Source organism: Bradyrhizobium sp. 195, assembly GCF_023101665.1.
Classification (GTDB): domain Bacteria; phylum Pseudomonadota; class Alphaproteobacteria; order Rhizobiales; family Xanthobacteraceae; genus Bradyrhizobium.
This window is the reverse complement of record NZ_CP082161.1, coordinates 1,162,600-1,174,956: the sequence shown is the minus strand read 5'-3', so window position 1 is coordinate 1,174,956 and position 12,357 is coordinate 1,162,600. Positions and strand designations below refer to the sequence as shown.

Annotated in this window: 11 protein-coding genes and 1 pseudogene; 3 read left to right on the top strand and 9 right to left on the bottom strand. The window is 62.9% G+C overall.

Features of this window, described 5'->3' with window-relative positions; translation table 11 throughout:
* Window positions 1-263: 263 nt before the first annotated feature.
* The 5 genes from IVB26_RS05490 to IVB26_RS05470 form a co-directional block, all read right to left on the bottom strand.
* Window positions 264-2,375, bottom strand: coding sequence for a prolyl oligopeptidase family serine peptidase (locus IVB26_RS05490; RefSeq protein ID WP_247970904.1), 2,112 nt, complete (start codon window positions 2,373-2,375; stop codon window positions 264-266).
* Window positions 2,376-2,845: 470 nt separating this feature from the next.
* Window positions 2,846-3,067: a putative nitrogen fixation protein NifT gene (gene nifT, locus IVB26_RS05485; protein ID WP_247279050.1), complete on the bottom strand. Its 222-nt coding sequence runs from the start codon at window positions 3,065-3,067 to the stop codon at window positions 2,846-2,848.
* Entirely contained in the window at window positions 3,064-4,263 is a 1,200-nt protein-coding gene (gene nifS / locus IVB26_RS05480; protein ID WP_247970903.1) for a cysteine desulfurase NifS, read from the bottom strand. Before nifS ends, nifT begins: the two co-directional genes overlap by 4 nt.
* 18 nt (window positions 4,264-4,281) lie before the next feature.
* Complete coding sequence (locus IVB26_RS05475; RefSeq protein ID WP_247970902.1) at window positions 4,282-4,575, bottom strand: NifU family protein; 294 nt, start codon at window positions 4,573-4,575, stop codon at window positions 4,282-4,284.
* A 39-nt stretch (window positions 4,576-4,614) separates the two neighbouring features.
* The gene (locus IVB26_RS05470) at window positions 4,615-4,935 is read right to left on the bottom strand and encodes an iron-sulfur cluster assembly accessory protein (protein ID WP_247279072.1); all 321 of its coding nucleotides are present in this window, start codon (window positions 4,933-4,935) and stop codon (window positions 4,615-4,617) included.
* A 326-nt stretch (window positions 4,936-5,261) separates the two neighbouring features.
* On the opposite strand from IVB26_RS05470, the gene IVB26_RS05465 reads away from it, so the two are divergent.
* Entirely contained in the window at window positions 5,262-5,852 is a 591-nt protein-coding gene (locus IVB26_RS05465) for a hypothetical protein (protein WP_247970901.1), read from the top strand.
* A 243-nt stretch (window positions 5,853-6,095) separates the two neighbouring features.
* Complete coding sequence (locus IVB26_RS05460; RefSeq protein ID WP_247970900.1) at window positions 6,096-6,287, top strand: hypothetical protein; 192 nt, start codon at window positions 6,096-6,098, stop codon at window positions 6,285-6,287.
* Between the two features lie 75 nt (window positions 6,288-6,362).
* Here IVB26_RS05460 and IVB26_RS05455 read toward each other — a convergent pair whose 3' ends face one another.
* Window positions 6,363-7,382, bottom strand: a complete 1,020-nt coding sequence (locus IVB26_RS05455; protein WP_247973071.1) for an IS481 family transposase — start codon at window positions 7,380-7,382, stop codon at window positions 6,363-6,365.
* Window positions 7,383-7,587: 205 nt separating this feature from the next.
* Here IVB26_RS05455 and IVB26_RS05450 point away from each other — a divergent pair, with 205 nt between their 5' ends.
* Window positions 7,588-8,109 (top strand): hypothetical protein, encoded by a 522-nt coding sequence (locus IVB26_RS05450; protein ID WP_247970899.1) that lies wholly within the window; start codon window positions 7,588-7,590, stop codon window positions 8,107-8,109.
* Between the two features lie 556 nt (window positions 8,110-8,665).
* Here IVB26_RS05450 and fni read toward each other — a convergent pair.
* The 3 genes and pseudogenes from fni to IVB26_RS05435 all read right to left on the bottom strand — a co-directional run bounded on the left by fni (window position 8,666) and on the right by IVB26_RS05435 (window position 12,249).
* Window positions 8,666-9,715 (bottom strand): type 2 isopentenyl-diphosphate Delta-isomerase, encoded by a 1,050-nt coding sequence (gene fni, locus IVB26_RS05445; protein WP_247970898.1) that lies wholly within the window; start codon window positions 9,713-9,715, stop codon window positions 8,666-8,668.
* Window positions 9,716-9,800: 85 nt separating this feature from the next.
* Window positions 9,801-10,702: pseudogene (locus IVB26_RS05440) on the bottom strand (terpene synthase family protein).
* Window positions 10,699-12,249: a hypothetical protein gene (locus IVB26_RS05435; RefSeq protein ID WP_247970897.1), complete on the bottom strand. Its 1,551-nt coding sequence runs from the start codon at window positions 12,247-12,249 to the stop codon at window positions 10,699-10,701. The pseudogene IVB26_RS05440 and the gene IVB26_RS05435 overlap by 4 nt, the downstream one beginning before the upstream one ends.
* Between the last annotated feature and the right edge of the window lie 108 nt (window positions 12,250-12,357).

Genomic DNA, 12,357 nt, shown 5'->3' with positions numbered 1-12,357 from the left:
TAGGTGCAGACAAGAAGCAGCCCCCGTTACCGACCTATGTCGTGGAAGATCACGCGGGCCCCTGCCTGACACTCCGCAAAGGCATTGTCGGGCAGGTGAAGAGAAACGCCTGGTGGCCAGGGTCCCGACGGCCACGAATTGGACCGTGTTTCCAAACGTTGGTTGGCATCTCGAATAGGTCGTGCGGGTGTGGACGCCGATCAGATTCGCAATGCTGCAGCCGCCTCGGTCGACATCGCACGAGCTGCCGTCCAACAACTACGCTAAGTCGCTGACGTCTCGGTATCCAGCCAGCCGATCCTGCTCTTCAGGAAACGCAGGCCCAGCACCAACAAGCCGGCGTGCTCCCTGTTGTCCTTGCCACAGCTGTGGCCGCCGGCGGCATGCTCGTAGAAATAAGCCTCATAGCCCATCGCCTGCAGCTTCGCTGCCATTTTGCGCGCATGTCCGGGATGGACGCGATCGTCCCGCCGCCTGGCGGCCATCAGGATCGGTGGATAGGACTGCCCGGGTCTTGCGGCATGATAGGCAGAATAGGTCTTCAGCCACTCCCACTCCTCAGCGTTGTCGGGATCGCCATATTCGGCGAGCCAGTTCGCCCCGGCGAGCAGTTTGGTGTAGCGGCGCATGTCGATCAGCGGGACGGTGCAGAACAGTGCGCCAAAGAGCCCGGGATATCGCGTTAGCATGTTGGTAATGAGGATGCCGCCGTTCGATCCACTCTCGGCCCCGATCCGCTTGGCCTGTGTCACGCCGCGCTTAACGAGATCGGCGGCGACGGCTGCGAAATCGTCATGCGACAATCTCTTGCCGGCCAGCCGGCCGGCGTCGTGCCAGCGCGTGCCGAACTCACCGCCGCCGCGCAAATTTGCCTGAACCGTGGTGCCGCCGCAGTCAAGCCAAAGCTTACCGAGCGCGGAATTGTAATACGGTTTCACGGAGATCCCAAACCCGCCATATCCGCTCAGATGGACCGGCGCGTTGCCGGTCTGTCTGACGGGGCCGGTCTGTAGGTAGGGAATTCGCTCACCGTCGATCGAGATGGCCTCGTGCCGCGTGACCACGCAGTGCTCCGCGGCAAACGTCTTCGGCGCCTGCTTCAGCACGGCGGGACTGCCAACGCCCCGCTCCATCAGGATGAGGGACGGCGGGGTGAGCGGATCCTCGACGTGAGCCAGCAAGTCGCCATTGCTCTCGGACGGATCGCGATCGAGAGACCAGATGTCGACCACGCCAAGATCAGGAAGCCCGCCCAATTGCTCGCGGTTCCAGCCATGATCGGATGGCGTGCAGATCTCGAAGACTGGCCGGAGTTCGTCGAGAATACAAAGCACAACCTTGCCCGCACTCCAAAAGAAGCTCTGCAGCGCACGGCGCGGGTCCGGCTCGAAGAGAATCTCGAACTGGCGGCTGCCCGCCAGGAATACCGGCAGCGGGATGACGAGCACCGTATCCGCGGCATAGGTCTGCCCTGCCACAGACCAGGATTCGCGCGGCTTCAGGGCAAGCCAGTTGCGATGCGACCGCATCCAGATGTTATTTGGCAAGTCGAGCCTCGTCTTGGCGCCCGTTTCATCGCCCAGCCAGACCACGCAATTGGAGACGTCTGTCGCGTCGAGGAACCAGATCCTGGGCGGCACGACGGTGTCGTCAACACTGCAACCGACTGACACATGAGCGGCCTTGGTCTCAAAGATCACTGCCGCTTTGTCAACATGCGTACCACGCCGCCACAGCCTCACCGTGCGCGCATAGCCGGTGGTCGCGGCCATGCCGTCGCCATGGGAGCTTAACAACACCAGCGTATCAGGATCGAGCCATACGCCGCTGCCTTTGGCTTCCGGCAAAATAAAGCCATCGTGGATGAAGAGCTTCGTGTCTGAATCGAATTCACGCAAAGTGACGGCATCGCTTCCGCCGCGCGATAGACTCAGGATCCATCGCGAGTGATTTCCAGGCGGTGCGGCCGTGGCGTTCAGAAGCCAGTCTTTGCCTTCGCTGACGGCAAGTTGATCGAGGTCGAGCAGGATGTCCCATGACGGCTTCGGCGTGCGATACTCTTCCAGAGTGGTTCGCCGCCAGAGGCCGCGTGGATTATTGGCGTCCCTCCACAGATTGTAGAGATAGCCGCCGCGCCGGCTGACATAGGGGATATTGTCAGGTCGGTCGTAAATCGCTGTCAGTGCATCTCTGTCTCGTTCGGCTGCGGGTCCGCCAAACACCTCCAGGGTTCTGCTATTCTGCCGCTCGACGAAGTTCAGCGCCCGCGCGCCTTCGATCTGTTCCAACCATAGATAGGGATCATCGTCAGGAGCGGAGGGCGTTGGCCTTCCAGTTCGCGAGTCGTCGACGCTCCTTGTCTGACCATGCTTCATTTACAACCTTAGTCTTGACGCGTAGTTCGACTGATTCAAGGATTTGCATCGCGAACGTTGCATCACGATTTGCAAGCTACGACCTGGCCCGGCGCGAGATTCGATCCTCTCGAAACTGAATCTTGCGGAGTTGCAGCAATTGGCCTGACGCTGTTAAGATGTGCGAAATGCAACGACCGGGCTGGCGATGTCAGCACAATGGGCCCTCGCGAGGGCCTTCCCGTCAGCGCCATCTCGCTGGCCCAACGCCTCAGTGCTGGCCTAGGCCGAAATATTGCGTTTGGCACCGTGCGTCTCCAAGAACGCTTCGAGCGCTTCCGGAGTCATCGGCACACTCGGCTGGAACCTTCGATCACGCCAAGCCAAAGCCAGGGAATGATGTGGCCTTCCCCGCAGAGGCCGGACCGCTCCGCCAAGAATAGCTTCCGCATCCGCTGGTTTGGCGAGGTTCTGTGGAGTCGCAGCATTCATCATTCGGTTGCTTCGCCGCCGCGCTTCTTGGCGTTGATAGTGATTGGAAGGATGGTGTCACTCGCCATCGCGGGTAGGTCGAGCACCCAGCCGTTCGCGATTCTAATCCAACCACCCCACAGCGTCTCGTGCTCACATTCGACAATCGACTCCTCAAGATCCTTCTTGGGCACATAAATCGAAAGCCCCGTCTCGGGCGAACGGCGAATCATGACCTTCATAGGAGCTCCGCAAGTTGTGATCTCTCGCCCGCGCGCGCGCGCTCCTGACACGCACGCCACAAGGTTCTCTGTTTGGCATTGATGTCCGCCAGGACTTGCAGGACACGATCGATCTCATCCCGCGCGGTTTCGCGCGACAGCGAGAAGCGAACCGCACCGCGCAAAAAGGCCGGTGGTACTCTCATCGCGCGCAGGACATGGGACGGCTCCATCGAGCCGGACGCGCAGGCTGAACCGAGTGAGACGGCAATTCCGTTGCGGTTCAGGTGGTCGACGATGGCCTCTGCTTCGAGATGCTCGAATGCAATGTTAGACGTATTTGGCAAGCGGTTCTTGATATGACCAAGCACGATGCAACAGCCGAGAGCGAGAATGCCTTGCTCCAGCCGGTCGCGAAGGACGCCAATCTGCATCTGCTCTTGTATGAGGTGTGCCGCAGCGAGTTCCGCCGCCTTGCCGAGCCCAATAATGCCCGGAACGTTTTGGGTGCCAGCGCGGCGATGCCGCTCCTGTGCGCCGCCGAAGATCAGCGGTCGGAACTTGATTTCCTTGCGCACATACAGCGCGCCGATCCCCTTCGGACCATGGAGCTTATGGCCGGAGAGCGACAGCATGTCGATGTCCGTAGTCTTCAGGTCAATCGGAATCCGCCCGACCGCCTGGACCGCGTCGGTGTGAAAGAGCGCGCCGACTGAGCGCGCCATCTTGGCGAGGGATTTCACCGGAAAGATCGTACCGGTCTCATTATTGGCCCACATGACCGAGGCGATTGACGTGCGCCTCGACAATGCGTTGCGATAAGCCTCGATGTTCAATCGGCCGCTTGCGTCGACCGGAATGACATGGGTCTTGATTCCTCGTCGGCCCAGCTCCTCGGCAAGGGACAGCACGGCTGGATGCTCAACGGCCGTTGTGACGATTTCGTCGCGCCCCTCCTGCACTGCGAGCGCGGACAGGATCGCTGTGTTGTCGGATTCAGTCGCGCCCGACGTGAAGACGATCTCGTGATCGAATGCCGCGCCAACGAGGGCCTGCAGCTTCCGGCGCGCCTGTTTCAATGCGGGCGCAACCTCAATGCCGAATGCATGCGCGGACGACGCATTGCCGAATTGCCCAGAGAAGAACGGCAGCATTGCCGCGACCACCAAAGGATGTGCACGGGTCGTCGCGTTGTTATCCAGGTAGATCGGCCGCACGGACTGTCCGCTCTGCACTTAAGGCCCCACTTTGGCAGCTCCGGGGAGCGGGATCAGGCGGACGAACTCGCCGAGCCGCTCGATCAGGCGCGCTTGAATGGCCGCGAGCGTCGTTCCCGCAAGCTTGCATAACGTGCAGGCGCCGGTGAGCCTGACCATGATCTTGTTGGCTTCGATTTCGACGAGCTCACAATCCCCACGATCACGCCTGAGGCTTGGCCGAATCTCATCGAGCACGGCGCGGACAATCCGCTCGCGATCGGAAGGCTCTGCAGTCGAAGACTGCTTCGTTCGTTCAGCCTTCAGGCTCATGTTCGATGCTCCTTCCATTGCGAATGGTCCGAAGGCGGCTCAGCTGAACGATTTGCCGCAGGAACAGCTCGATTTGGCATTTGGGTTATCGAAGCGGAACCCTGATCCTTCGAGCGACACCACGAAATCGATCGTGGTGCCGTTGAGATGCGCCCGGCTCGCCTTGTCGACGAAGACTTTGATCCCGTCTTGCTCGAACACGGGCTCATCGGAGACCGGCTCATGAGCAAGACCCATTTTGTATGTGAACCCTTGGCAACCGCCGCCTTCGACCATGACCCGCAAACCGCTTGCCGGCTGGGCTGTCGAGGAGATTGCGGCCTTCAGTGCGTTGATGGCGCTATCCGTTAGGTTGATCATTTCTGGCTCGCTCTCAGTTTCTGTCGCGAGGCACAATTCGCAAATCCCATGCCAGTCGAGATGCAGCTGAAATCAATTGGTTTTGCAGGGGCGACCATACGATTTGCGACCTGTCGGCTTTGCGACAGGCGGTTTTCCGGCGTCCCGACCTCATCCGGCCGAGACCTCGTGATGGTGCCGGCACGTATTCATGCACATTGCGCCAAGCCGCCGCTTACGCTGTGCGTCGCTGCAGACATAGCCGCACGGCAAACAACTTGCATAAGGTTAGCGGACACGCCGCATTGGGCGATGCATGTACACGACAGATTGATGAGGAGCCTTCCATGACGTCGATCGACAACACCGCTCTTGGCCAGTTGGACAAGGAGGGGCGGTTGCTGAATGCGGTGCTTAAGACCGAGACAACGAAGTCGGGGCGGTTTGGATTTCGGGGCGACATCGCGCTGAAGTTCCAAGCCCAGCTCGCCGACGAAAAACGACCGCCGGACTATTCCATCGAACAAGTTCTTGCAATCGCGCAGGAAGGCGAACCGACCATCCCAGTCCTTGCCGGATATCTGCATTCCTTCGCCTATCTACCTCAGGCCGCAAAGGTTCTGGATGGCAGGCTGAGCCCCGAAGGCAGCTATTTCATGTTCTGCAACAACATTGATCTGCTCGCGAAGTACCGCACCAAGATAGGCGACATCACCTTCCGCATTCTGCCTTGCGACGAATCAACTGTGTGGAAGGAGATGATGGACCTCGCCGGCGTCGACAAGAATGACATCAAGAAGCTCGGTACGGCCGGTAGGCTCGACTACTTGCTCGACGCGGCCAAGGACATCGGTGGATCATACACGGAAATTTCATACGCGGACGGCCTGGCCAAAATGGAGCCGGTGAAGAACAGAAGCGAAAATCGCCCCGTCTGAGGCATCGCCTCAGACCCTCTCTCTCGCCAGCTCGACGAGTATGCCGGAGAGAGTCACTGCACCCGCTTCGCCGGAACTGGCTCTGACAAACCCTGGTGATGGACTAATCGGCCTACCTTTCGGGAGATCACACGGCCACTCTGCTAGTCGTGTGTTGGCCAAGAGCACTGTCGTCAATTGCACCGAGGGGCGGTTGGCCGTGACCGTCCGGCTGACTGCATCCATGGGGATCCGGACATTCCAATGCTCATCGGTTCACGATCGCGGTCACATTTCAGAGGGCGGATCGACGATGTATGGATCGGCTTTCGCGCTGTGCGCCAGGCCTTTGCCAGCCTGCATGGCGCAGAGATGTCGCGCGTCGATGCTCGCCAGCCGACAGTTGTCGACGAGCTGCGCCCATGGACCATGGAAACCGACCCGGGGATCGAGTAACGCGCAGGTTGCATCGTTCGAGAGAACCCAGCGAGCCAGGCCAAGCGATAGCTGAGCAGAGTTGGCCGCACGTCCTCAATGTTGTGAGAACGAAGCGAAGCTATGCAGAATGCCGCAACCGAAGCTGTCCCAGGTGTTCAGTCCCGAGGTCAAGTGGAGTGGATCGAGCCGGAAGCGGTCCGGCTCTTTTGCCCAGGCCGTGCAGATGGCTTCGTAGGGTGTAAGGCCACGTAGGGTCTTTAGCCGCTTGGCGAAGTTGTAGCCGTCCAGGAAGGCAGCGAGGTGATCCTGGAGCTGGCGGTGGGTCTCGTAGTGGTATCGCCGGATAGTCGCCTCCTTCAGCGTTCGGTTCATCCGTTCGACCTGACCGTTCGTCCAAGGATGGCTGGGCTTGGTGAGCCGATGCTCGATGCCATGATCTCGACAGGTCCGATCGAAGGGATGGCTGCGCCAACGGGCGGTTGGCCCGCTCCGGTTCTTGGGCAAGTCAGCGAACTGGATGCCATTGTCTGTGAGTACGGTGTGGATTTTGTAGGGGACAGCTTCCACCAGTTCGTCGAGGAAGGCCCTGGCGGTGGCGGTGGTTGCCGTCTTCGTCAATCGAGCGAACGCGTACTTCGAGGTTCGGTCCACGCCCACGAAGAGGTAGAGCTTCCCCTCTTCGGTACGGACCTCGGCGATGTCGATGTGAAAGTATCCGATGGGATAGGCCTTGAACGGCTGTTTGGCTGGCTTGTCGCCAGCGACCTCCGGTAGGCGGCTGATCCCATGGCGCTGTAGGCACCGATGCAAGGATGACCGCGTCAGGTGCGGTATCGTCGCCTGCAGGGCATAGAGGCAGTCATCAAGGGGCAATAGTGTGTGCCTGCGGAAGGCGACGACCGTCGCCTCCTGCTCGGCCGTCAATATGGTCGAGCGCGCGGTCTTCGGGCCCATTGGCGCGTCGTGGACAAAGGTCCGCTTACGCCACTTGGCAACCGTCTTCTGATTCAGGCCGTACTGCGCGGCTAATTCTTTGAGCGGAGCCTTCGATCGCTGTATTGCCGCTCGGATGGCGTGCGTAGTCGTGGCGCTGCCATGGAGTATCTGTCCCATAACCCTCCCAGAATGAAGGGATAGTTTGGCTGATTCCCCCACACGCCGGGACCAGACACCTAGAAGTTGCTCCAGGTCGCGGATCGCGCGCCCGACCCGCCCATGCCACAGACGCCACTTCACGGCTCTGATGTCCCTGTCGATGGTTGGAAGCGCTTCAAAGGCGCCTGATCGGGATCGTACGATGTGATCGGCGATCTGCTGCATGGGGCTGGATCTTCATGGCAATATGAAACCAGTCGATGATGTGGGTCGTTGGTTTCAGCATGGCGCGGGGCAGCCGCTTTATGATTTCGGCCCCGTCCGAGATCACCGTCACATCCCCAAAGTCGCGATATCCGACTTCCTGGAGAGAGTGAAGAGCACGATCGCGGATTGCCTGCTGGTCGGTGCTGCCGGTGACGAAATAGCGACCGCCCCTTTCTCCCCGTCCCCCGCGGCCGCATCTGGCCACGACGAGCTCGAAATTTCGCGCCGAATGTTGATCAGCGCTACGAACGTGCGCCGTATCAATGCTGATGACGAATCCTTTGCGCCGATCTCCGGGAAGCTGCATCTCAAGCTGGCATCGGTCATCCGTTTGGGACCTCGCACGCCAGTTTCCTGCATGACCTGGTCGTCGAGCCGCTTGCCGGTCGGAACGTATGGCAGTCCGGGCAAAACCGGCGAAGAAGGGCATACATCTCCGCCTCATGATTCACGACCGCGTTCTGCAGCGCTGCCATGATCTTTTTGCTATCGCCGATCGACAAGCCGATGTCGCCGTCGAATAGGCTCTCCCAGCTCTTGTCTATGCGGACCTCCTTCCGGCATGTTTCACCAAATTCGTTCCGGCCCTCGATCGTAACCGTCCATTCCACCGCCATCGCTTTGTCTCAAAACGATGCTGATGGACTGCTCAAGCCTAACAACCCGTGTTTGACCCCAGAGAAGTTACCGGTCTCCGCACGACCGACCGCGCATGACTGGGGGTCAATGTGGATCGATACTCCTTCATTGCAATGGACTTGCACCATCTACTCCTTGCCGGTCTCCCGGCGCACCTTGTTCCGACCCCTTCAGGGGCTCAGCTCGTTCGGCGTGGCCGATCACCCCGATCAAAGCATCGACATAAGCGTCGAATGCGGCTTCACTCTCGGCTGTCCAGTCGGGCATCGCGGAGCGCTTCCCTGATCACGAAGCAGCACCCTAACAAATCCGCGCCAGCGCGAATCCACCCGCATCCGCGACTTTCTGACTCAGTAAGACTAGGCGCCCGCCGCCACGTGCGGGCGACGCCGGCATCAACCGGCGGGCAGATGCGCCGAGGGCAACAAGCGCGCCTGACGCAACGCCGCCAGATCAGCCGAGCCGGTGCAGAAGCAGGCGACGGCCAACTGGCGGATGAAGATCTCGAAATGCGCGACAACCGCCTCGGTGGATACCGTAGCCGCGCGCAGCACGCCGGCCGCCTGCCCGGCGATGTCCGCGCCCAGGCGAATGGCCTTGGCCACGTCGACGCCGTCGCGGATTCCGCCCGACGCGATCAGCTTCACCGTTGGCAGCGCCCGACGTACCGCCTGCACGCTGGCCGGGGTCGGAATCCCCCAATCGGCGAACGCCATCGCCACTGCACGGTCGGCGGCATCGCGGGCGCGCTCGCCCTCCACCGCGGCCCAACTGGTGCCGCCGGCGCCGGCGACATCGATCACCGCCACGCCCGCCTCGACGAGCGCACAGGCCACCGAGGCGGACAGGCCCGAGCCCACTTCCTTGGCCACGATCGGCACGCCCACGCTGCGCGCGGCGCGAGCGATCTGCGCCAGGACGCCGCGCCAGTCGCGGTCGCCCTCCGGCTGTACCGCTTCCTGCAGCGGATTGAGATGGACGATGAGTCCATCGGCCTCCAGCGCATCCACCGCCCGGCGCGCCAGGTCCAGGCCGTCGGTCTCGCGCAGTTGCGCGGCGCCGATATTGGCCAGCAAGGGAATGTCTGGGGCCAGGTGGCGCAGCGCGCGCGTCAGCCCCTGGGAGTTGCGGGATTGCAGGCTCACGCGCTGCGAACCGACGCACATGGCGATCCCCAAGGCTTGCGCTGCCTCGCTCAGATGCCGGTTGATGGCCTCGGCGCGTGACGTGCCGCCGGTCATGGAGCTGATCAGCAGCGGCGCGCGCATGGTCTTGCCCAGCAGCGAGGCGCGCAGGTCGATCTGCGTCAGGTCCAACTCGGGCAATGCGCAGTGTTCGAAACGGATGTACTCCCAGAGGGCGGCAACCGTGGCCGGCGCCGTTCGCCGATCCAGCACGATGTCCAGATGGTCGTCCTTGCGCCGGCTCAGGGCGGTGTCGCTCATGCTCGCTCCATCCGTCGCATCGGGCGACGGCGTTGCGTCGGATCGGACCGACGGCAGCGCGCGCACGCCGCCCCCTCCCGCGCGTTCAGGCCGGCGCACGCTGGCCTCCCCCGCAGCGTCGCTGCGGTAGCGGCTGGTCGAGGTCTGGTAGTACTGCGCGCGGATGGCCGCCATGGCCTCGATCAACGGTCCCCACGGCGCGGGAAAGCGTTCTGAAGCCATCACCCGGTGCAGCATGCGCGTATGGCCGGCCAGCTCGTCGTTGAGGAACTCCACCACAGGCATAGCCGGATAGCGCTGCAGCAGCAGGATCGCCGCGTTATCGGCCTCGCCGGCCGACCTGTCCTTGTCGCGTCCATGCAGATCGTTCTGCAGGCGCCCTATCGCGGAGATGAGCCGCAGGACCTGGCGAAACGCCGGACGCGCGCGCAAGGTCGCCATGTCCAGCCCCCACAGCAACGACAGGCAACAGAACACGTTCGTGTAGGCGATCGAATCGATGCCGTTGTGCAGGTACTCGGCGTAGGACCAGCGTTCCGCCCCTGCCGCCTGCGCGTGTCCGGCGCGCAGCGCCGCGCAGTAGCACCGGGTATCGTCAAGAAGCTGAGCATAGTCGCGACGATCGTAGGCGAGCGCGGCCAGCGAAGCGCGCAGCACAGCGCAGCCCTCGAATCCGGGGAGCGCGCACGGCACGCCCTGCCCCAGCGCCTGCTCCACCGCAGCGAGCTGCTCCGGCGCGATCAGGCCAAGGTCGTTGCAATCGTCGAGCCAGAACAGCAGCGCCAGTTCGCGATAGAACGCCACGATCAGCGCTTCGTCCTGCGGATCGCGGCCGGTGCGGGCGCTGGTGTCGCGCAGGCTCGGGTGGATGCGCTGCAGGATGTACTGGCCGCCCCTGACCGCTTCCACGGCATGCTCGTCGGCGAACCCGGTCAGAGAACGCCCCCACTCCAGCACCTGCTGCAGCGCGCGTTCGGTCTGGATCATGGCGCCGCTCCTGCTCCCTCGGCCGGGACGCGCCGCCCCCAACGAAGCGCCAGCCACAACCCGGCGAGTTCGGCCACGCGCACGATCCGGGTGGGGCAATACAGTTCCTTTCCGATCCACAGCGGCGTCTGCGGCAATGCATGCGCCGCATGGCGGGCGAGCATCCACTCCAGCGCACGCGCCACCGCCTGCGCGATGCGCCGGCGCCCTGTCGGCTCTTCGCTCCCGTCCATCACGTACAACGCGAACAGCGCATAGGCGGTTTCCTCGAATGTGGACGCGCGACCGGCGCCCCAGCCGCCGTCGTCGCGCTGCGCCTGCAGCAGCGCCGCCAGCGCGCGCTCGTCGCGCCACTGGGGCTTGCCTTGCGCCAGCGCAGCGATCGCATGCGCGGTGGGATACAGCCACGAAACGTGCCATTTTTCGTTGTCCCATAGACCGTGCGGGTTGCGATTGGCCTCGACGTACGCGCTGGTGCCGGCGGCGGGCTTTCCCAACAGTCGCAACGCATGCAGGGCATGGATGTTGGTCGACACGGAGGCATTGCGCTCGCCGGGGAAGGTGACGAACAGCTCGCCGATTTCGAAATGGCGCAACGGATCGACCGTCGGGTCGCGGCCTGCAAGGCGCAGGACGCACAACGCAACGGCGGTGTCGTCCGCATCGGCCGCGAAGTGCAAGGCCGGGCCTAGACCGCGCACGCCCAGACGGGCGTCGAGCTGCGCGATGATCACGCGCACCGCCTCGGCGAGCGCGGGATGCGCGAACAGCCCGGCCAGATGCAGGGTGTACAGCGACCAGCATGGCTCGAACACATTGATCGGCCAGACGTTGGGAACGACACCTTCGATGCCGCTGCGCGTCGCCCGCGATGCCGCCTGCAGATACGCGTCGGCGCGCCCGATCTGCGGCGTGCTCCCCTGTGTCACGGCGTGCGCACGACACGCGGCGGTGGCGGCCGGACTGATGCCGATGCTGCCGTCGTCATCCGGGCATGCGGTGGTCAGCGACGTCCCCCAGGCTTCCCAGGAGTGCAGCAACGGATGGCCGCTCGGCAACGTCGCCAGCGCCCCCAGCTTGACCAGGCACGCTTGCCGCAGAGGCAACAGCGCCGGGTGGCGCGGAAACGCCACGCCGCCCAGCAAGGATGCGGCCTCGCCGCACAACTGCGGCAGGATCAACTCCGCGCCGATCGGCGCGTCTTCCGGCACCGTCTGCGCGTAGGGATCGGGCTCGCGCTCGAGGAACCGGGTTGCAGCCTGGACTGCGTCGGCAGCGCCGGGAAGAGGATCGGCACGCTGCAATGCCAGCAACGCCGCCCAAGTGGGCGCATGGCGGAACAGCGGGAAGTCCGCGCTTCCCCATCCTCCATCGGCCTGTTGCTGCGCGATGAGCCACGCGTATGCGTCCTGCCGACCGGTGACGTTGCCGCGGAACTGTAGAGCTCGCGCCGTGTCATAGACGGACGGGCCGACGCTGCCGCCGTCGCTCATCTCGCTCAGCAGGTGGCGCAATTCGGAAAGGATCTGTTCGGACAGCGCGTTCACGCGGGATGTTCCTTCTGCAGACGATTGACGAGAACCCGGTCGGGCAGACGCCGCGCACGTCGCCGCAGGCCCGTCGCGGCCCGGCGCATGGGCAGCGCCGGACGGTCG